The 19,570-nt window shown below is 60.7% G+C and carries 18 protein-coding genes; 8 read left to right on the top strand and 10 right to left on the bottom strand.

Going from position 1 to position 19,570, the window contains the following annotated elements; genetic code table 11:
- Positions 1 to 6: 6 nt before the first annotated feature.
- A complete protein-coding gene (locus ACGHU1_RS03645) occupies positions 7 to 525 on the bottom strand; it encodes a UPF0262 family protein (protein WP_390583556.1) in 519 nt (172 codons plus the stop codon).
- Positions 526 to 672: 147 nt separating this feature from the next.
- Here ACGHU1_RS03645 and ACGHU1_RS03640 point away from each other — a divergent pair, with 147 nt between their 5' ends.
- Entirely contained in the window at positions 673 to 2,187 is a 1,515-nt protein-coding gene (locus tag ACGHU1_RS03640; protein WP_390583554.1) for a replicative DNA helicase, read from the top strand.
- Positions 2,188 to 2,209: 22 nt separating this feature from the next.
- Here the strand turns inward: ACGHU1_RS03640 and ACGHU1_RS03635 are convergent, their stop codons facing one another.
- A complete protein-coding gene (locus tag ACGHU1_RS03635; RefSeq protein ID WP_390583552.1) occupies positions 2,210 to 3,397 on the bottom strand; it encodes a phosphatidylserine/phosphatidylglycerophosphate/cardiolipin synthase family protein in 1,188 nt (395 codons plus the stop codon).
- Between the two features lie 120 nt (positions 3,398 to 3,517).
- On the opposite strand from ACGHU1_RS03635, the gene rpoZ reads away from it, so the two are divergent.
- The 3 genes from rpoZ (at position 3,518) to ACGHU1_RS03620 (ending at position 6,084) form a co-directional block, all read left to right on the top strand.
- Positions 3,518 to 3,862: a DNA-directed RNA polymerase subunit omega gene (gene rpoZ, locus ACGHU1_RS03630; protein ID WP_390583551.1), complete on the top strand. Its 345-nt coding sequence runs from the start codon at positions 3,518 to 3,520 to the stop codon at positions 3,860 to 3,862.
- A gap of 142 nt (positions 3,863 to 4,004) precedes the next feature.
- Positions 4,005 to 4,739, top strand: a complete 735-nt coding sequence (locus ACGHU1_RS03625; protein ID WP_390583549.1) for a ParA family protein — start codon at positions 4,005 to 4,007, stop codon at positions 4,737 to 4,739.
- Positions 4,740 to 4,803: 64 nt separating this feature from the next.
- Entirely contained in the window at positions 4,804 to 6,084 is a 1,281-nt protein-coding gene (locus ACGHU1_RS03620; protein WP_390583548.1) for a DUF3667 domain-containing protein, read from the top strand.
- A gap of 97 nt (positions 6,085 to 6,181) precedes the next feature.
- On the opposite strand, the gene ftsH is transcribed toward ACGHU1_RS03620, so the two are convergent.
- Positions 6,182 to 8,146, bottom strand: a complete 1,965-nt coding sequence (ftsH, locus tag ACGHU1_RS03615; protein WP_390583546.1) for an ATP-dependent zinc metalloprotease FtsH — start codon at positions 8,144 to 8,146, stop codon at positions 6,182 to 6,184.
- Between the two features lie 124 nt (positions 8,147 to 8,270).
- Positions 8,271 to 8,852, bottom strand: a complete 582-nt coding sequence (locus ACGHU1_RS03610) for a TetR/AcrR family transcriptional regulator (protein ID WP_390583544.1) — start codon at positions 8,850 to 8,852, stop codon at positions 8,271 to 8,273.
- A 158-nt stretch (positions 8,853 to 9,010) separates the two neighbouring features.
- Between ACGHU1_RS03610 and ACGHU1_RS03605 the strand changes: the two genes are divergently transcribed.
- From ACGHU1_RS03605 to ACGHU1_RS03590, 4 genes are read left to right on the top strand one after another with little or no spacing between them, the layout of a single operon-like run.
- Entirely contained in the window at positions 9,011 to 10,147 is a 1,137-nt protein-coding gene (locus ACGHU1_RS03605) for an ABC transporter permease (protein WP_390583543.1), read from the top strand.
- Positions 10,148 to 10,152: 5 nt separating this feature from the next.
- A complete protein-coding gene (locus ACGHU1_RS03600; protein WP_390583541.1) occupies positions 10,153 to 10,905 on the top strand; it encodes an ABC transporter ATP-binding protein in 753 nt (250 codons plus the stop codon).
- Positions 10,906 to 10,950: 45 nt separating this feature from the next.
- Entirely contained in the window at positions 10,951 to 11,955 is a 1,005-nt protein-coding gene (locus ACGHU1_RS03595) for an efflux RND transporter periplasmic adaptor subunit (protein WP_390583539.1), read from the top strand.
- Positions 11,956 to 11,957: 2 nt separating this feature from the next.
- Entirely contained in the window at positions 11,958 to 13,382 is a 1,425-nt protein-coding gene (locus ACGHU1_RS03590; RefSeq protein WP_390583537.1) for an efflux transporter outer membrane subunit, read from the top strand.
- Here ACGHU1_RS03590 and ACGHU1_RS03585 read toward each other — a convergent pair.
- The 6 genes from ACGHU1_RS03585 to ACGHU1_RS03560 form a co-directional block, all read right to left on the bottom strand.
- Positions 13,379 to 14,353 carry a HupE/UreJ family protein gene (locus ACGHU1_RS03585; protein WP_390583535.1) on the bottom strand — a complete coding sequence of 325 codons (975 nt, stop codon included), beginning with the start codon at positions 14,351 to 14,353 and terminating at the stop codon, positions 13,379 to 13,381. The two genes, ACGHU1_RS03590 and ACGHU1_RS03585, sit on opposite strands and share 4 nt — an antisense overlap.
- Positions 14,354 to 14,385: 32 nt before the next feature.
- Positions 14,386 to 15,195 (bottom strand): peptidyl-prolyl cis-trans isomerase, encoded by an 810-nt coding sequence (locus tag ACGHU1_RS03580; protein ID WP_390583533.1) that lies wholly within the window; start codon positions 15,193 to 15,195, stop codon positions 14,386 to 14,388.
- A 10-nt stretch (positions 15,196 to 15,205) separates the two neighbouring features.
- The gene (locus tag ACGHU1_RS03575; protein WP_390583531.1) at positions 15,206 to 17,122 is read right to left on the bottom strand and encodes a DUF3604 domain-containing protein; all 1,917 of its coding nucleotides are present in this window, start codon (positions 17,120 to 17,122) and stop codon (positions 15,206 to 15,208) included.
- Positions 17,123 to 17,206: 84 nt separating this feature from the next.
- The gene (locus tag ACGHU1_RS03570) at positions 17,207 to 17,836 is read right to left on the bottom strand and encodes an exopolysaccharide biosynthesis protein (RefSeq protein ID WP_390583529.1); all 630 of its coding nucleotides are present in this window, start codon (positions 17,834 to 17,836) and stop codon (positions 17,207 to 17,209) included.
- 41 nt (positions 17,837 to 17,877) lie between these two features.
- Positions 17,878 to 18,327, bottom strand: coding sequence for a MaoC family dehydratase (locus ACGHU1_RS03565; RefSeq protein WP_390583527.1), 450 nt, complete (start codon positions 18,325 to 18,327; stop codon positions 17,878 to 17,880).
- 5 nt (positions 18,328 to 18,332) lie between these two features.
- Positions 18,333 to 19,412: a CaiB/BaiF CoA transferase family protein gene (locus ACGHU1_RS03560; protein WP_390583525.1), complete on the bottom strand. Its 1,080-nt coding sequence runs from the start codon at positions 19,410 to 19,412 to the stop codon at positions 18,333 to 18,335.
- Positions 19,413 to 19,570: the final 158 nt, after the last annotated feature.

Here is a 19,570-nt window from a genome sequence, read left to right as displayed (position 1 = left end):
CGCTGCTCAACCCTTGATATGCAGGACGCAGATCAGCGTGAACAGCCGCCGGGCGGTGGCAAAATCGGTTTCGACCTTACCCTCCAGCCGTTCTTTCAGCAGCTCGGCCGCGTTGTTGTGAATTCCGCGCCGGGCCATATCGATCGTCTCAATTTCGGCCGGGGTCGCTTTGCGGATTGCTTGATAATACGAATCGCAGATGGCGAAATATTCGCGGATTGGCCTGCGAAACCGCGCGAGCCCGATCAGCAGCGTTTCCAGTTCCTGTTCGGCCTCGTCGCTGATCTGCATCACCAGCCGTCCGTCGCGAACACCCAGATTCAACCGGTATGGCCCTTTCGCACCGCGTTCTGCGCTACGGACAGGTTTGAACGTGTTTTCTTCGATCAGGTCATAGATCGCAACGCGGCGTTCCTGCTCGACATCGGCATTGCGCCAAAGAATCGTCTCTTCATCAAGAGCGATGTGGGCAATGCGATGAGTGCCGCCGGGCACTGTCGCGGAATCGGGGGGCAAATCAGCCATGTCGCCATCGCCTTCGCAGATAGATGGGCCACACTTCAAGCACTTCGATTGGCAATCCCCGCTATCCACAATGCAAGCGGGCGGAAATAAAATAAATTGGTCCGCTTTGGCCTTGCTAAATCGCCTGCAAAAATCGCATCAGGGGTCATGGCCGAAGCTGAAAAACTCCAACTCGTCGCAGGCGATGACACGACCGCGCGCAAACTTCCCTCCAACCTTGAGGCGGAGGCTGCGTTCCTTGGCGCGGTGCTGATCGACAACCGTGTGATCGAAGAATTGCAGACGCCGATCCGGGCCGACCATTTCTTTGAACCGCTGCACGAACGTATTTTCGAACGCATCCTCACGCTGATCGAACGCAACGCCACCGCGTCACCGGTGACCCTGCGCCCCTATTTCGAAGCGGACGAGGCGCTGAAAGAACTTGGCGGGCCGAAATATCTTGCGCAGCTGACCGCCAACGGTGCCGGCTTGCTCGCGCCGCGCGAACTCGCCCAGCAGATATATGACCTCGCTTTGCTGCGCGAACTTGTGAGCGTCGGACGCGGTCTTGTCGAAGGGGCGCTGGACACTTCGGAAGAAACCAATCCGATGGACCGGATCAGCCAGGCAGAGGCCGACCTGTTCAAAGTGGCAGAGGGCGCTGCAACCGGAAGCGAGGCCTCCAGTTTCCGCGATGCCGCGCTGACCGCAATCAAAATGGCGGAGGCCGCGATGAATTCGGGCGGCGGCCTGTCGGGCAAGACAACCGGGCTCGATTCCATCGACCAAAAGACATCGGGCCTGCACAATTCCGACCTCGTCATCCTCGCCGGGCGTCCGGGCATGGGCAAAACCTCGCTCGCCACCAACATCGCGTTTAATTGCGCCGAGGCTCACCTCGACTGGCAGCGCGATGGCGGCGAATTCAATTTTGGCGCACCGGCTGCGTTCTTCAGCCTGGAAATGAGCGCCGACCAGCTGGCCACGCGTATTCTGGCAGAGCAGGCAGAGATCAGTTCAGAATCGCTCAGAAGCGGTAAGATGAGCCGCGACGATTTCCAGAAACTGTCATTCGCCAGCCAGCGGCTCGCCGAATTGCCGCTCTATATCGACGATACGCCCGCGCTCACCATCGGCGCACTTCGCACCCGCGCGCGCCGATTAAAACGCCGGCACGATATTGGGCTGATCGTGGTCGATTACCTGCAATTGCTTCAGGGATCTGGCCGCGCCAACGATAACCGCGTCAACGAAATTTCCGAGATCAGCCGAGGGCTTAAAACGCTTGCGAAAGAGCTGGGCGTGCCGGTTATCGCACTGTCCCAGCTGAGCCGTGCGGTCGAGCAGCGCGATGACAAGCGCCCGATGCTGTCCGACCTGCGCGAATCCGGCTCTATCGAACAGGACGCCGATATGGTGTGGTTTGTCTACCGCGACGATTACTATCACGAGGCAAAGCGGCCCGACGGCCCCGGCCCGAACGGTTTCGTGTCCAGCGATGCAGAGGCGAAATACCGCCAATGGGAAGAAGAATTCGAGCATGTCCGCAACAAAGCTTCGCTGATCGTTGCCAAACAGCGCCACGGTTCGACCGGCAATGTGCCGCTGCATTTCCAGGCGGAGATTACCAAGTTCACCTCGCCCAATATGAAAGACTATTCGGACTTTGGTTACAACTAAAGAAGCGGGGGCTTACGAATAATCAGGCCGATTTCGTGCCCGACAGCCCGCGGGCGACACGGTAATCCAGCAGGCTGATCATATGATAAAACCGCCACCGCAGCCGGTTGAAAAACCGGTTGTGTTCGGCGTACCATTTATCATCGACATGCACGCTGGCGTTTTCCAGATGCCCGATAAATTCGCGCAGACGTTCTGCCAGTGCCTCGTCCTCTACGCGCACCATCAGCTCGATATTAATGCGGATTGATCGCCGGTCGAGATTGGCGCTGCCGAAATAGCTCGCATCATCGGCGATCAGTAGTTTCATATGCAGCTTGCACGGCTGGAATTCCACAATCTTTGCGCCCGCTTTCAGCAGGCGTTTGTAAAACAGGCGCGCGACATAGATCGTCGCGTCGATATCCGATTTTCCAGCGGTTACGAGACGCGCTTTTCCGCGCCGTGCCAGCTTCCTGATCTGACGCCGGATACTTAGCGGCGGCCCGAAATAGGCCGTCACCAAGTCTAGCCGCTTTGCTTTCGCGAGGTCTTTTTTGAAACGGTAGGCCCAGTGACTACGCCGGACCAGCGGTCCGCTCATCAAAAGCTGGACCTTGCCCTCGCCCGGATCCCAGTTTCGCACCATTTTGCGCACCGTGCGCAATTGCGAACCGGAACCATGCGTCCATTCATGCAGAAGTTTGAACCATTCGGTGAAGCGTTCTGCAATGTCCCCCTCAATGGCGACACCAAGGTCGCACCAGCCATTGTCCTCTGGCGGGTTGTAATAATGATCGGAGACATTCGATCCGCCGGTCATCACGCGGACATTGTCTGCAACAGCGAATTTCTGGTGGTTGCGGATGAGATAGCGGACATTCCAGTCGGCCGAAAACACCTTGAAATCGCCGCCGGCCTCAACCAGGGGATCGAAGAAACTTGCTGGCGCATCACTGCCGAAATCGTCAATAATAAGCGCGACCTTCACCCCGCGTTTCGCAGCGGCGACCAGTGCATCGAGCACCATCTGGCCCGAGCTATCATCCTGAAACATGTAATAGAACACGTCCAAGGTGCGCTCGGTTTTGTCGATATGATCGATCAGAGCCTCAAGCCTGTCAGAGCCTGCCGGATAGAAGGTAAATGCATGCCCCTGCGCCTCCACCTGGAAGCTGTCGCTGTCCCGATAGTCACTGGTTGGGGTTTTGGATGGATCGGGCGCTTGCATTTGTGTCACGTTAGGGGAACGCACCAGCGCGCGTTCGGTGCCATTTCCTTGACTCTGCGCCCCTCCAACAGTAGGTGACCGCTAGTAATTCTCCAAAAATCCGACTGAAAAGGCCCGCTGATGGCACGCGTAACCGTTGAAGATTGTGTCGACAAAATTCCAAACCGTTTCGATCTGGTTTTGCTGGCCGCACAGCGCGCCCGCGAAATTTCGGGCGGCAGCGAACTGACGCTTGAACGGGACCGCGACAAGAATCCGGTTGTCGCCCTGCGTGAAATCGCGGAACAGACGATCAAGCCGAAAGAGCTGAAAGAATCGCTCATCACCGGTCTCCAGAAAATTCTTCCCGATGATGAGGACGATGCTGATGAAATCGGTTCGCTGAGCCAGTCTGCCGAAGCCCTGAGGATCACTGCAAGCGCGCCGACCCGCTCGACCTCAATCGGGGCCGATTACGACGGCTGATCGGACCAATCATTCAGGGACGATTTGTCCCGTTTTGGAAAAGGCTGCCGGTTTGGCGGCCTTTTTCGTTTCAGCCGTGCTTATTGGCGAAAGACCATCTATGGGTTTGGCAAAATGAGGTTGAGGATCCCGGTTAGGTACCATGGCATCGATTGCAGTCTATAGCGTCAAAGGCGGCGTCGGAAAGACCACGTTGGCGGTCAATCTGGCATGGTGCGCGGCCACCATTTCGCGGCGGGAGACATTGCTGTGGGATCTGGACCCGGCCAATGGATCGGGGTTTTTGCTGGGCGTGGAAGCGAAAAAGAAACGCGCCGCGCAGTCAGTCTTCACCGCTGACGAGGCGCCTGAAAAACTCATCCGAAAAACCGCTTTCGACAATCTGTCGCTGCTGCCCGCCGATGAAAGCATACGCACACTGGGCCGCCAGCTGGGAAGCATTGGCAAGAAGAAACGGCTGGCGAAGCTGACCGAAACGCTCGCCAAGGATTATGACCGGATCATATTCGACTGCCCGCCTGTTCTCAATGAATTGAGCGCGCAGGTCATGCGCGCCGCCGATCTGGTGATCGTGCCGCTACCGCCTTCCCCGCTTTCCGCGCGCGCATTTGAAACCGTGGTTGAAGAGGTTAAGGGCAGCGGCAGGAAACATCCGCCGATCCTGCCCGTGCTCTCCATGCTCGACATGCGCCGCACCCTGCACAAACAGGCGCGCGAGGCGAACCCGAAATGGCCTGCAATCCCGCTCGCCAGCGCGATTGAACAGTGCGCTGTGACCCAGCAGCCGGTCGGCGCCATCGCTCCGCGTTCGGCAGGCGCGCGCGCATTTGCGCAATTATGGACCGCCATCGAACGCAAGCTCGCCGCAAAAAAATAGCATACCCCTTTCCCGCGGCGCGCCGGCGGTCCTATAACCATAGCCGGATCGAGCCGGGGGACCCATGAGCGACGTTACCGAAGGATTAGGCGCAGCCATCGAAGGGTCGCTGGCCGGACACGCGGTGGAGCCGAGCACCGGAGCAAGCAGCGGCGCCGCCGTCTTCGATGGCGCGTGCCTCAATTGCGGTGCGCAGCCAATGGGTGAATACTGCCAGCATTGCGGCCAGAAACAGCACATCCACCGATCTCTTTCGGCGATCGGCCATGATCTCATTCACGGCGTTCTCCATCTCGATGGCAAGTTCTGGCGCACACTTCCCCTGCTCATTTTCAAACCGGGCGCGCTGACCCGCCGATACATCGAGGGCGAGCGCGCGAAGTTTGTCAGCCCGATGGCAATGTTCCTGTTCAGCATTTTTGCGATGTTCGCGGTCTTCCAGATGGTGGGATTGACGGCCCCCACAGACATCAGCGGCGATGCGCGCGAGCAGGTAGAGCGCCTCGTCGAACAGGAAAGCAAACGCGTTTCAGAACGCATTGCCGAGATTGATGAGGAGCTTGCGCAGGACGACCTGTCATTGCAGGACCACGAGGCTCTGGAACGTGAGCGTGAGGGTTTGACCGAGGAACAGTTACTGCTGGGCGGCAGGGGAGAGGGCATTGCCGAGTGGATAGCTGCAGGAGCTGCTGGCACGGCCGAAGACATTGAGATCGCGGGCGCTGCAAAAATTGCAGAGGCCAAACAAAGGCTGGAGACGATGCCCGAAGGGTCGGCGGAGCGGGCCGATCTGGCTGCCGAAATCGCCTCGGCAGAAAACGGCCTTGAGCAATTGCGGCGGTTTGAGGACGCACCCGTCGCCGTCGTGCCGGGGGATGAAGACGGAACCGCGCAGATTACGGTCAAGGAATCGGGCGTAAGTATGATCGATACAGCGCTGGAAAAATGGCGCGAGAACCCCAGCCTGATGATCTACAAAATGCAGGCCAACGGCTACAAATTCAGCTGGCTGCTGATACCGCTGTCCATCCCGTTCGTGTGGCTGATGTTCGCGTGGAAGCGCCGGTATAAGGCGTATGACCATGCGATCTTCATCACCTATTCGCTCAGCTTTATGTCGCTGTTTTTCATCGCATTGTCGCTACTCGGCGCGGCCCAGATGTCCGGCGCGCTGATCTTCGTGCTGCTCACCACCATTGCGCCGCTGCATCTCTACAAGCATCTGCGGCACGCTTATGGCCTGTCCCGCCTATCGGCGATCTGGCGATTTTTCGCGATGTTTGCGTTCATCGTCGTGGTGCTCGGGCTCTTCCTCCAGACGCTCCTGCTGCTCGGCGCGTTCTGACGGCCGGCGGCTGTCGGCTGGCCGCTGGAGCTTCACAACAAAGGCCGTCCGGATCACTCCGAACGGCCTTTCGTGAAAAGCATTAGCAGGATTGGTTTCAGGCGCCTTGCGGGGCCGGTCCATCCTTGCCGCCAAACCGTTTACCGGCTTTCGGAATGGCCGAACCGTGCGATGGCTGCACCGCGCCGCTTGGGCCGGTGGGTTCATCGGGTCGGTCGATCTTGCCGTTATCGAGCAGCTGATTGATTTCATCACCCGTCAGCGTTTCGTATTCGAGCATCGCCTGGGCGAGCAGGTGCAGTTTGTCTTCCTGCTCGGTCAGGATGTCGGTGGCGCGTTTCAGGCCACCTTCGACCAGTTCCTTGATCTCGGCATCGATCAGCTTGTTGGTCTCAGCACCCGCCATCGTCCGCGATGTTTGCCCCATGCCAAGGTAGCCTTCCTGGCTTTCCTCGTACTGGAGCGGGCCGAGCTTTTCCGACATGCCCCATTTGGTGACCATGCTGCGGGCCAGATCGGTCGCATACTGGATATCGCCCGATGCGCCAGAGGACACCTTGTCGTGTCCGAAGATAATCTCTTCGGCAACGCGTCCGCCCATCGCAACCGCAAGGTTGGCGTGCATTTTATCGCGGTGATACGAATAATTGTCGCGTTCCGGCAGGCGCATCACCATGCCCAGCGCACGGCCGCGCGGGATGATTGTCGCCTTGTGGATTGGATCGGAGGCAGGCTCATTGACGCTGACGAGCGCGTGACCGGCTTCGTGATAGGCGGTCATTTTCTTCTCGTCATCGGTCATCACCATGGACCGGCGTTCCGCGCCCATCATGACCTTGTCCTTGGCATCCTCGAATTCCTGCATCGCAACCAGCCGCTTGTTACGGCGTGCGGCCAGCAGGGCAGCCTCGTTCACCAGATTGGCGAGGTCCGCGCCGGAGAAACCGGGCGTGCCGCGCGCAATCGTGCGCGAATTCACGTCGGGCGCAAGCGGCACCTTCTTCATGTGCACGCCGAGGATTTTTTCACGCCCATCAATGTCGGGGATGGGTACGACCACCTGACGGTCAAAACGGCCCGGCCGCAGCAGGGCAGGGTCAAGGACGTCGGGCCGGTTTGTCGCAGCAACGATGATGATGCCTTCATTGGCTTCAAAACCGTCCATTTCGACCAGCAACTGGTTGAGCGTCTGTTCGCGTTCGTCGTTCGAGTTGCCAAGACCGCCGCCGCGCGAACGGCCAACCGCGTCGATTTCGTCGATGAAGACGATGCACGGCGCATTTTTCTTCGCCTGTTCGAACATGTCGCGCACACGGCTTGCGCCAACGCCGACAAACATTTCGACAAAGTCGGAGCCGGAAATGGTGAAGAACGGCACGCCTGCCTCGCCAGCGATGGCTCGGGCAAGCAGCGTTTTACCTGTACCGGGCGAGCCGACAAGCAGCGCGCCTTTCGGGATTTGGCCGCCCAGCTTTGAAAAGCGTTGCGGGTCTTTCAGAAATTCAACGACCTCTTCCAGCTCTTCGCGCGCTTCGTCGATGCCCGCCACGTCGGCAAAGGTAACCTTGCCCGAACGCTCGGTAAGCATCTTTGCTTTCGACTTGCCAAAGCCCATTGCGCCGCCGCCGCCGCCTTTCTGCACCTGGCGCAGCGCGAAAAACGCGATGCCCAGTATCAGGATGAACGGAAGCGACTGGAACAGGATGTAAAGCAGCAGGTTGGGTTCCTCACGCGGTTTGCCTGAGAACTTGACGTCGTTTTCCTGCAGCAATTGCGTGATCTGCGTATCGGAGGGGACCGGTATGGTCTGGAATGCCTGCCCGTTTTTGAGGGTACCCGTGATGAGGTCCGATCCCAGCGCCACTTCTTCCACATCGCCATTGGCAACCTGGGCGCGGAATTCGGAGTACTGAATTTCCGTACCGGGGTTTTGCCCGGCATTGTTAAACAGTGAAACGACAAGGAGCAGCGCGAGGAATATGCCGCCCCAGATCATCAATTGTTTGATCCACGGGTTCTGGCCCTCGGGTGGCTGCTGCTGCGGATCGTTGGGGTCACTCATCGTAAGGGGATTCCTTTCTCGCCCAAGTATGTAGGATCGCACGGGTGAATGGCAAGATAATGCGCGCATTCGCGCAGGCTGTTAAATTTCGAACGCAGTGATGCATTTTTTCGATCTGGTCCGGTCACGCCGGGCTGTCGCGCCCGCCGGATTGATACGCGGCAAGGAAAACGTCCACTGCGCCTGCAATACGGCGGTCGCTGTCTTCGGGCAGCACGTCTGCCCCGAACCGCCGTTCAAGATCGCCCATACCCTTGCACATTGAAACAAACTGTTCTGCGGCAAGGTCAGGATCGCTAATGGTCAATTCGCCATTGGCAGATGCGTGGGCGAGGAAGGCGCTGAACGCCTTTTTCATGCGCCACGGGCCAGCCTTTAAGAACGTGTGGCCGATCGCGGCATCGTGCTCTGTTTCGGCTGCGATTCGGCGTTCAAACTGGATCATCTCTGGCCGCGATAAAAACGCGAACATCCCTTTTCCGATCACGGTCAGCCGGTCGCGAATCGATCCGCGCTCCATTTCATCGATTGAGAAATGCCCGCGCATCTTTTCGCATTCCAGCTCGACCGCGGCGGTAAAAAGCGCGCGTTTATCGCCGAAATTGTTGTAGATCGTGACCTTGGAAACCCCGGCATCGGCAGCGATTTTCTCAATCGAACTGGCCGCATAGCCGTCTTCGAAAAAGCTGCGCGCAGCCGCTTCCACGATCAATCGCTTTTTAGCGATATCGGAGGGGCGACCAGGCCTTCTTCGAATAGCAGTTGACAAGGTGAACGACTCCGTTCAGTTAAACGCGACCGTTCAATATTTAATCAAGCCCTTCGCCAACGCAACCCCCACCGCGACACAAAGGTTCCCCGCTCGTGCTCTGGATCGCAATACGAATGCTGACCGGCGATGCGCAAAAGTTCTATGGACTGCTGTTCGGCATTGCGTTTTCGACACTGCTCATCACACAGCAGCTGACGATTTTCGTCAACTTAATCGAACGCGGGGCGAGCGGTGTTTACAACGCGCCCGAGGCGGAAATCTGGGTGATGGACCCGGTCAGCCGCACCACCGATGTCAACTATGCCATGCCTTCTACCGCACTGGATCAGGTGCGATCTGTCCCCGGTGTCGAATGGGCCGTGCCGCATTTGCGCGCCGTCGCATCGGTGCGCACGCGCTCTGGCGATCTGGAAGGCGTTGCGATTATTGGCGTGGATGATGCGACGCTGATCGGGATGCCCGAAAACATGATTGAAGGATCGGCCGATGTGCTGTCGCAGCCCGGATCGGTGATCATCGACGATGGCGGCGTGGTAAACCTGTTCGAAGCCGGCGCAGACCCCATCGGTGAACGGCTGGAGCTGAACGATCAGCGCGCGGTTATTCGCGGGGTAGCGGATTCCATCCCCAGCTTCACCAGTCAGGTCGTGCTTTATACGAAATACAGCCAGGCGCTGAATTACGTGCCGGGAACGCGCAACCGGCTGACATTCGTCCTCGCCGGGGCATCGGACGGTCTCTCCGCAACAGAAATTGCCGAACGGATCGAGAATCAAACCGGTCTGAAAGCCGAAACGCGCGAGGAATTTGCGCAGGCCGGTGTCGATTTCATCGTGCAGAACACCGGCATCCCGACCAATTTCGGCATCACGGTGGTGCTCGGCTTTGTTGTCGGCGTTGCAATTGTGGGGCTGACATTCAGCCTCTTCATTCGTGACAATATCAAGCAATTCGGCGCGCTGAAAGCCATCGGCGTGACCAATGGCAAGATTGTCCGCATGGTCGCAGCGCAGGCCGCCCTTGTCGGTATTGTCGGCTATGCGCTCGGCGTGATCGGCACGGTCGCGTTCATATACGGGTTTAGCGGCAATCCGTTTTTCAAGGGGTTCTATATCCCATGGCAGATCCCGCTCATCAGCCTTGTCGCGGTTATCGTAATTCTGGCGATCACCGGCTTTATCGCGCTGCGCAGCGTGCTGAGCACGGAACCGGCGGCGGTGTTCAGATAATCGCGATGGCAGACAATTCAAAACCCATGGACACCAGCGCAATCGGCGGATGCTCGCCAGAAGCAGCCATCTGCGCTCGCGGCATCGTGCGTGATTTTCAGGCCGGCCAGTCCACCATTCGCGTGCTCCACGGCATCGACACAGACATTCGCTCAGGCGAGATGACATTCGTCGTCGGTGAAAGCGGGTCAGGCAAAACGACGCTGATCTCGATCATGTGCGGCATTTTGTGGCCCACCGAGGGCGAAGTGAAGGTGTTTGGCACCGACATCTACAACCTGTCGGACAGCGATCTGGTCAATTTCCGGCTCGAGAATATCGGCTTCATTTTCCAGCAGTACAATCTCATCCCGTCGATTGATGCCGCAGCCAACGCCGCCGTCCCGCTGATTGCGCAGGGCATGGATATCGGGCCCGCGCGCGAGAAGGCCAAAGAGCTGCTGGAAAAGCTCAATATTGGCGATCAGGCGGACAAACTGCCCAGCCAGCTTTCCGGCGGTCAGCAACAGCGCGTCGCGATTGCCCGCGCGCTCGTGCATGAACCTCGCCTTGTGGTCTGCGATGAACCGACCGCTGCGCTTGACGCAAGCTCGGGCCGGCGCGTCATGGACCTGCTGCGCGAAGTGGCCGTTGCGCCCGACCGCGCCTGCATCATCGTGACGCACGACAATCGCATCTTTGACCTCGCCGACCGCATCCTTGTGCTGGAAGACGGTAAGGTCACCCATGACGGCAAGGATATGCCCGATGGACACTAATCTGCCCTCTGCCCAGCCCTCCCTTTTCAGCCTGTCGAGATAATCATGGCCCTCCTTCCCCAAAATTTGAGCTTTTCCCGCCAGATATTGCCGGTCGCCGCACTGATCGGGATCGTCATCGCGGCCTATCTGATCTTTGTCGGCCTGCCCGACCGGTCCACGACCGAGCCGGACCAGCAACCGCCCAAAGCGACAGGAGAGCTGGCCGATTCTGCGCGTGTCGCAGGCGCCGGGCTGGTCGAACCATCAAGCGAGATTATCGACATCGGCACGTCTCTGTCGGGACTGGTCACCGACCTGCGGGTCCAGCCGGGCGACCGGGTGGAAAAAGGCCAGCCGCTGTTTCTCGTCGATGACCGCACCGCACGCGCTCGCATAACAGAGACAGGCGCCGCCATCGCTCAGGCCCGCGCTGCAATTGTAGAAGCACAAGCAGCGCAGCGCACCGCCAACGAACAATTGGCGCTTTATCGCCAAATCTCCGATCCCGCCGCTGTCAGCCGCGCTGAGGTGATCCGTGCAGAGGGAGACGCCGCCGCCGCGCAAAGCCGCCTTGCCATTGCGCGCGCGCAGCTATCTTCGGCGCAGGCGCAGGCGAACAGCGCGCGGACGGAACTCGGCCAGCTCACCGTTCGCGCGCCGATTACAGGCGAGATCCTTTCGGTGAACATCCGGCCAGGTGAATTCGTGTCGACCCAGGGCGGCAATTCCGAAGCGATCATCCAGATGGGCGAAACCGTCCCGCTGCATGTCCGCATCGATATCGACGAGAACGAAGCGCCCCGTGTGAACCTTGGCGCGGATGCGGTCGTATCCCCGCGCGGTGCGGCGGAGCTTCAGGTGAAAGCCGCCTTCGTGCGCGCCGAACCGCAGGTTGTGCCCAAACGCCAGCTTACGAACAGTGCGGCTGAACGGGTCGATGTGCGGGTATTGCAGCTCATATACGCGCTGCCCCAAAGCGATGCTTTCCGTGTAGGCCAGCAGGTCGATGCCTTCATCCCGGCGCGCGAATCTGGCGGTTCTGGTGACACAGCAGCGGCGGGCGAGTGAGAATGAAACCCATGCGCCCCTTGATCTCTGTATCGCTGGCCCTTGCGCTTGCCGCGTGTGCGGGCGGTCCTCCGCCCGATATCGCCACACCCGCCCCCGATCTGCCCGCCACATTCCTGTATGCAGGCGAAGCGGACACGGCGGGCGCGGTCGATAGCCTGCTGCCCGAACAAGACCCCGCTTTTGCGGTTCTGAGCGAAGCGGCGATCGCCGATGCGCCCAGCCTTGCCGAAGCGATTGCACGCGTCGAGGCTGCGCGGGCCGGAGCGCGCGGCGCAGGCGCAGCGCGGCTCCCAAACATCGCTGCCGATGCGAACGTGACGGGCACCCGCATCAATCCTGCACAATTTGGCGAAGGCGCATCCAGCTTCATCGAAACAGAGCAGGTCTCCTACGGGGCAAACCTGACCGCCACATGGGACGCCGATCTGTTTGGCCGGTTGAAATCGCAGGAACGCGCAGCGATTGCCCGCATAGACAGCGCCAGCGCATCAGCCGCTGCGGTGCGCAATTCGCTGATCGCGGAAATCGCAGGCAGCGTCATCGACTGGCGCGTGCTGGCAGCGCGCACCGATGCGCTGACCGCCGATACTAAGGCTGCCATGCGCCTCGCCGATCTTGCCCGAACCCGCGAAGAGGCAGGCATCGCGCCCGGTTTTGACCGTATTCGGGCAGAAGCCGCCGCCAGCGCCTCCCGATCAGCGTTGGCCGCGCTCAATAGTGAGCGGGCGCGCATCATTGGCCGATTGATCACGCTGACCGGGCAAACCGGCGGCGAGGTTGCGGCCGCGCTGGCATCGGATGCTGCGGCGTTTGATCTGGGCCCAGTGCCGGGCACCCTGCCCTCTGATCTGCTTGCCAATCGGCCCGATGTGCTGGCCGCAATGGCGGAACTGGCGGCGACCGATGCCGACCTTGCCGCGAGTGCGCGGGCGCGTTTTCCGAGCCTCAACCTGTCGGCCATCGTCGGGCTGCTCGCATTCAGCCCCGGCGACCTGTTCGACGAGGATTCCATCGTCGGCACGCTGGCCGCGGGATTGGCCGGGCCGCTGCTCGATTTCGGACGGCTGGATGCGGAAATTGACGGGGCCGCCGCGAACAAGAAAGCCGCCTTTGCCGTCTATCGCGGCGCAGTGTTTCAGGCGCTGGGCGATGCAGAAGCGGCCTACGGCCTGATCGCAGCTGCCGACAACGAAGCCGCACTCGCTGAAAAAGAGCGCGCCGAACTGGACCGCGCCGCGAGCATCGCGAACTCGCGCTACACCGCCGGGCTGGCGAGTTTCCTTGAAGTGCTTGAGGCGCGCCGTGCAGCGGATGCCAGCGGGGACCGCGCAGCGGCGGCGGCTGGACGCGCTGAACGCGCGCGGGTGCTATTGTGGCAGGCTCTTGGCGGCACGCCGCCCCGTATCGAGCCGAACGAGGGCTAACTTACTACCCGCTCGATCAGCCAGAAACTGCCGGTAATTCCGATACCATATGCGGCGATGCGGATTGCGGGATTTTCAGCCTTGGGCGCGAACCGGGTGAGACCCGCGACCAGCGCCAGCAGCACCGCGATGACCGCGATTTGTCCCGCCTCCACGCCAAGGTTGAATGCGATCAGCGCGCTCGCAATCTCCGTCTGCGGAAGGCCGATCTCCGCCAGCGCACCGGCAAAACCGAACCCGTGCAACAATCCGAATACGAACGCGACCAGCCACGGTGCGCGGCGTGTCCATGTCAGGCGTTCCGGCTGCCCGACCGCGCGCACCAGCTCCACCGCCAGAAACACGATAGATAGCGCGATCAGCGCCTCGACCGGGCGGCCCGGCAGGCCGGTATAGCCCAGCGTCGCCGCGGTCAGCGTGATGGAGTGAGCCACGGTGAACGCGGTCGCCGCCTTTACCACGGCCCAGCCCCGGCGGACCAGCAATGCAAGCGCGATCACGAACAACAGGTGATCCCAGCCCAGCAGGATATGCTCCGTTCCGATCACGAAATAATCGGCCGCAACGGCCCAGCGATCCGGCTCCGCTGCAATCCGGGCTGCGGGCGCATCCGCGGTTAGCCGGAATGTCTGCACAGGCCGGTCCAGCGGCACGAACCGCGCAATCGCATCGGCTCTTCCGGTAAGCCCGCCGAGGCCAAAGCGCCCGTCCGACAGATCGCTGTCGCATCGCAATCGCGCGCTGCCCAGCAGAGCGAGCGGCGCGGCGCGGCGCACCGGATCGGCAGTGAAAGCGCAGCCATCCGGGATGACCGGATCAGCGTAAGCGCCTGCCATGCCGCCAGCATTCGCGGCGACAGGCAACTTCCATTCGAGAATCCATTTACCTGCACTGCGCTGGGTCAGTTCGATCACTGCCGGGCGCAATTCATCGGCGGATGCCGGCGCGCCGATCAATGAAAAAGCGAGCATGGCAAACGCCGCCATTGCGCTGCGAAGGCATATCACTCGGCAACCTCGATCCGGTATGCACCGCGCAGCACAGCAAAGGCGCGGTCTTTACGCGCCGCAATTTCCGCGCTGCGCCACGCATTCTCGACGCGGGGCCTTATCTGATCAAACGCGGCCTCCTGCGAAGAACGCTCACGCAGCCTGAGGAGATGCCAGCCGACGCCTGATTGCAGCGGCCCCTGCCAATCCTGCGATGGTTCAATGCGTGTGAGCGCGCCTGCAAACACCTGCCCGAACACGCTCTCCGCTTCGTTTAACGGCACTGCGTCACGCGTTTGGGGCAGCATCGATGCTTCGCCCAGTGATTGCCATTCGGCCCCTTGCTCCAGCGCGGCAGCGGCAGCCTGCGCCTCGCCCCGGGTGCGAAAGACCAGTTGATCGAAACTGACCAGCACCGCGCCCGCGAACAGATTGGGATTCGCCCTGTAAAAGGCTCTCAGCGTCTCCTCGTCCGGCTGCGCTGTTTCGGCGGCGGCTCCGGCGGCCATGTCCATTTTTGCCACGAGGCGGCGGCGCACGACAACATCGTTCTGGTCCAGCCCCAGCCGCAGCGCCTCGCGGTAGAGTATCTCGTCACGGATGAATTGCTCGATCTGCGCGTCAAGCTCGGCATCGGTGGGCGCGCGGCCCATCGTCCGTTCGAACTGCCCGGCAAGCAGCGCCTGCTGCGGGCGGTCCACATCAATCACACGCGACGCCGGATCAGCGGCAATGCCGCCCGTCCATACGAAAAAGGCATAGAGAAACCCGCCCGCGACCAGAAAATGCAAAAGCGGTTCGCGCGCCCAGCCCGGCAGTGTCACGCTCGCCTCTTCAACTGGCCGGTTTGAGCCAGATCGGCGAGGTGTAGGCGCGTTCCTGCGCGACCGCATCAGCCATCGCCTCCTCGCTCAGCGTGATGCCGAACCGCACCGCGTCGAACAACGTCCAGCGCGGTGTCGGGATTTCGAGAACGCGGACGTAATAGAACGCGCGCTGGCCTTCGCGGTAATCGGGATCGGTCCAGAAACTGCGCAGTTCAGACGCTCCGATATCGTTGGTGTAGGTGGCATCGCTGCGGTCCACCGTATCGCCAACCGCAGGGACACGTCCGCCGGTGCGCGGGCGGGCGTCCATATCGCTCCACACGGCGTCGTAAACGCGCTCCTGCAAGTCGCCGTTTGCATCCAACCAGCCTTTGACGATCTGCACCCGGTCAAGATTTGCGCCGTCTGGGTCTTTCAGCGCCGCGATCAGGAAACCAGGCGCTTTGCCGCCTGCGACCAGTTCGCCGCCCATCGGGACGCCTTCAGTGTAGCCTTTGCGCACCCAGTCTCCGTCCCAGTCCTGCTCTGAAAAGTCGAACCCGCCAAACACGCGCACGCTCATGCGCGGGCCCGTCGTGGCGTAAACCTCGCGCCGGGCAAACGCGTCGAAGATTTCCGCGCGTGTATTGCCGCGCGCCCACGCTGCGGCGTATCCTCCGGCAAGGTAGTTCCAGCCGAACCGACCCTCCCGCGTGCCGAGGTTTTGCGGAGTCATCGCGCGATCAGTAATGTCGGCTTCGTTGCCGGTATGCTTGCCCCAGAAATTGTCCTCATCACCCGTGGCGAGCGCAGTGTGGCTGTCCGTCGAACCGACCATACCGAAAGCATACGGGTTCACGCCCAGCTGTTCCTCCAGCGAAAGCCCGCGTTTCAGCGCCTCGCGGACATACGATCCGCCAAGCATGTCCGGCGTAGCCCTTGCAGTCAGCGGCAAATTGCCCAGTTCCCAGCCTGCGACGCCAAACCCTGCCATTTCATCGTTTGGCGAAAGGAATGGGTGCGTCTCGCTATCACCCTTGATCTGGGTCACTTCGACCACTGGCTCTGCCGCTGCCCGCTTGGCCGCGTAGGCCGCTGTCATGGGCGATCCGTCGGGCATCGTCATTTCAAACATGAGGCCGTTTGAAAGGTTGGAATTGTGCGGGATCGCCAGCGCTTTCCCGCCCGTATTCCGGGCATAGGCGGCCATGTAATCCCACAGCCCCTCAGGCGTGGTGGAAAGACCGGGATAGGGCAGGACCTGTTTCGTGCGGTCGCTGGCATCGCGGAACATGACGACCCGGTGCAAATTGTTGCCGCCCGGCATCAGCGTGTATTCGAAGCCCGCAAACGCCGTGAACACGCCCGGCCTGTTATACCGATCCAGAATATCGAGATGGCTGTCCCAGATTTCGCGCGTGTTTTCCTCTGCCGCCTCGGGATCGGTCAACGCCTCTGGCAGGGTGCCGTTTGCCGCCGCCGTGATCAGCTCTGCAATGGCGAGCTGCGATTGCTCGGGGCTTTCGTGCATCATGTCATACCAGCGCAGCAGTGTCTCATCGCCCTGCGCCATTACGCCCAGCCGGGGTGCATCGTACAAACGCCGCGTTGCGCCCAGACCATCGGAATGGTCAGCAATCACCAGAAAATCGAGCGGCCGGGCCAGTTTCGCCTGCGTGCCGGTGGTCGCCGCAATCGCCTCTCCACTGGCAAAACGCAGCGCGTCTTCCGGGCCAAGGCGCACGCCAAAGCCGAACGCATCGACCGAGTTATCCGTGTGCAGATGGGTGTCGCCCCAATACGGGCGATCAGGAAATTCGGCGAGCTCTATCGCGCCCTCCCCGTCGCCGCGTTGCACGGCATCGACCGCACTTACATCATCGCAGCCCTGAAGGAATAATGCCGCAATACCCGCCAGTGCAAGCGCGCTTTTCGCACTTCTCATTTGCCTCTCCAATGTCCCCGCAAAACATGTGCGCGGCATTGGAGTGCAGGTCAAGTGTGGGCGGATTTCACGCAGAAACTGGTTCTAGAACGGAAGGAAACCGCCGCCGGCAGCGTCGGACGACAGATAGTAGTACCCCATCCCGACTGCCGCCGCGCCAGCGATGATCCACGCGATCAGCATGGCAAGTCCATCGCGCACCATGATGGCAAGGGAGATCATCGCAATCGCCAGCATCGGGCCGCTGCTAGCCCACGGCAGGACCTCCAGCGGCGGCACCATCAGGCACAACGCGATGATAATCGCAGCGGCGACCCTTAGCGCGGGGCCTTTTGCTAACCCTTCCATGCGGCCTTTCGCCACATTGTCGAGCTTGTCAGCGACGCCGGTAACTTTGTCAGTCGCCTTGTCCAATTTCTGCGAGGCGACCGAGCGGTTTTCGATCCATTTGGGCACCCAGATGTGACCGCGCCCCATAATCATCTGCACCGCGATCAAAAGGATCAGCAGCGCCAGCAGGCTTGGCACGCCGGGGATCGCGCCCAGCGGGGTTGCCTCGGTCAAAGCAATGATCATCATTACGGGCGCAAAGCTGCGAGAGCCGAACTTGTCGAGCACATCGCCAAACGACACGGAATCCTCGGCATCGGCCAATTCATCCAGCACTTCGACAACATCGCCGATTGAGTGAGGTTCGGTGGTTTGTTCGCTCATCGCGCCAAATCAACGCACGAATAGCGGTTTTTGGTCCCGACCTACCCCGATTTGCGCAGCAGCGCCGACCGTTCGCACTGGCAAACAACCTCGCCGCGCTGATTCAGCATTCGGTGGACAAATGTGACGATGCCCGCCTCTGGCCGCGATTTGCTGGCCCGCAATTCCTTGATCTCGCTGACCGCATGCAGGGTGTCGCCGATAAAGACCGGCTTGGGCGTGACCACCTTATCGAAACCCAGATTGGCGATCAGCGTGCCCAGCGTCGTGTCGCCCACCGACAGCCCGACCAGCAGTGAAAACGTGAAAGTGGAATTGACCAGTATCTGGCCGAACCCACTTTCCTTGGCTGCCTCGACATCCAGATGCAGTGGTTGGGGATTATGGGTCATGGTCGAAAACAGCAGGTTGTCGGTTTCGGTTACCGTCCGCCTGATTTCATGCTCGATCGTTTCACCGACCTGCCATTCATCGAAGAATTTGCCTGCCATCGCGCTTAATCCTTTGACCAGCTGGCGGCGAGCTCAGCGCCGTCTTCGGTGCTGGAACGCACCGTGCCCGGCGTGCGGCTGAACCGCGGCGCGGGGGCAGTGTGCCACGCGCCGTCATGTTCAACAAACGCGCCGCGCGCTTTCATATGCGGGTGATCGCGCGCCTCCTCCACATCCAGAACTGGTGCGAAACAGGCATCGGTCCCTTCCAGCAGCTTGGTCCATTCGGCCTGCGTTTTCGTCTTGAACATCACGGCGAGGTGCTCGGCATATTCGTCCCATTTCGAAGGGTTCATCTGGCCCGCAGCCAATTCGGCAGGCGCGCCGGATTTTTCCAGAAATTCGGCGTAGAATTGCGGTTCAATAGCTCCCAGCGAGACCTCGCGCCCATCCGCACATTCGAAACAGCGGTAGAAATGCGCCGCCCCGCCCAGCATCCCTTTGCCCCGCTCCGTGGTGATGAAAGGCCGGTCCCGCATCCCGAAGAAAAAGCTCATCAGGCTGGTGGCGCCGTCAACGATGGCCGCATCGACGACCTGCCCTTCGCCCGACCGTTCGCGTTCGTAAAGCGCGGCCATGATGCCGAATGCGCAATACATCGATCCGCCGCCAAAATCGCCAACAAGGTTTTGCGGCGGCACCGCCGGTTCACCGGATTTGCCGATCGCGGACAGTGCGCCTGTGACCGCAATGTAATTGATATCGTGGCCGGCTGCATGGGCCAGCGGGCCGTCCTGTCCCCACCCTGTCATGCGGGCATAGACAAGCCGCGGATTGGCCGCGAGCATCTCTTCCGGGCCAAGGCCAAGCCGCTCCATGACGCCGGGCCGGAACCCTTCGATCAGGACATCGGCCTTTGCCAGCGTATCGCGGCAGAAATCCTTGCCCTCCTGCGATTTGAGGTCGACCGCGACGCGGCGGCGCGCACGCTCCACCACCGGATTGGTGATGGCAGCGCCGGGGCGTTCAACCTTGATTACATCAGCTCCCAGATCCGCGAGCAACATGGCGACATGCGGCCCCGGTCCGATGCCTGCAAACTCGACAACTTTCAGCCCGCTAAGCGGTCCGTTCGAATGGCTCATGGTCAAACTCTCCTCTTGGTTTGCGCTTGTGACGCGCAAGCTTTGCAAGGGCAAGACCTTGGGATCAGCCAGGCGCGCGTCGCGCAGGGGCACAGGGGCGCAGGGGCGCAGGGAAGCAGCGGCGATTGACAGCGGCGTGGTGCAGGCAATATTGGCCG

The organism is Erythrobacter sp. MTPC3 (assembly GCF_042854385.1).
In the GTDB taxonomy this organism is placed as follows: domain Bacteria; phylum Pseudomonadota; class Alphaproteobacteria; order Sphingomonadales; family Sphingomonadaceae; genus Erythrobacter.
The sequence above is the reverse complement of the archived record's forward strand: the minus strand, read 5'-3'. Positions and strand labels throughout refer to the sequence as shown.

Coding starts and splice junctions, on each gene's coding strand:
- ACGHU1_RS03565 (WP_390583527.1), bottom strand. CDS start 18,327: ATGGCAGGCAAATTCTTCGATGAATGGCAGGTCGGTGAAACGATCGAG.
- ACGHU1_RS03595 (WP_390583539.1), top strand. CDS start 10,951: ATGGCCCTCCTTCCCCAAAATTTGAGCTTTTCCCGCCAGATATTGCCG.
- ftsH (WP_390583546.1), bottom strand. CDS start 8,146: ATGAGTGACCCCAACGATCCGCAGCAGCAGCCACCCGAGGGCCAGAAC.
- ACGHU1_RS03640 (WP_390583554.1), top strand. CDS start 673: ATGGCCGAAGCTGAAAAACTCCAACTCGTCGCAGGCGATGACACGACC.
- ACGHU1_RS03560 (WP_390583525.1), bottom strand. CDS start 19,412: ATGAGCCATTCGAACGGACCGCTTAGCGGGCTGAAAGTTGTCGAGTTT.
- ACGHU1_RS03570 (WP_390583529.1), bottom strand. CDS start 17,836: ATGAGCGAACAAACCACCGAACCTCACTCAATCGGCGATGTTGTCGAA.
- ACGHU1_RS03600 (WP_390583541.1), top strand. CDS start 10,153: ATGGCAGACAATTCAAAACCCATGGACACCAGCGCAATCGGCGGATGC.
- ACGHU1_RS03635 (WP_390583552.1), bottom strand. CDS start 3,397: ATGCAAGCGCCCGATCCATCCAAAACCCCAACCAGTGACTATCGGGAC.
- ACGHU1_RS03585 (WP_390583535.1), bottom strand. CDS start 14,353: ATGCTCGCTTTTTCATTGATCGGCGCGCCGGCATCCGCCGATGAATTG.
- ACGHU1_RS03645 (WP_390583556.1), bottom strand. CDS start 525: ATGGCTGATTTGCCCCCCGATTCCGCGACAGTGCCCGGCGGCACTCAT.
- rpoZ (WP_390583551.1), top strand. CDS start 3,518: ATGGCACGCGTAACCGTTGAAGATTGTGTCGACAAAATTCCAAACCGT.
- ACGHU1_RS03620 (WP_390583548.1), top strand. CDS start 4,804: ATGAGCGACGTTACCGAAGGATTAGGCGCAGCCATCGAAGGGTCGCTG.
- ACGHU1_RS03590 (WP_390583537.1), top strand. CDS start 11,958: ATGAAACCCATGCGCCCCTTGATCTCTGTATCGCTGGCCCTTGCGCTT.
- ACGHU1_RS03625 (WP_390583549.1), top strand. CDS start 4,005: ATGGCATCGATTGCAGTCTATAGCGTCAAAGGCGGCGTCGGAAAGACC.
- ACGHU1_RS03575 (WP_390583531.1), bottom strand. CDS start 17,122: ATGAGAAGTGCGAAAAGCGCGCTTGCACTGGCGGGTATTGCGGCATTA.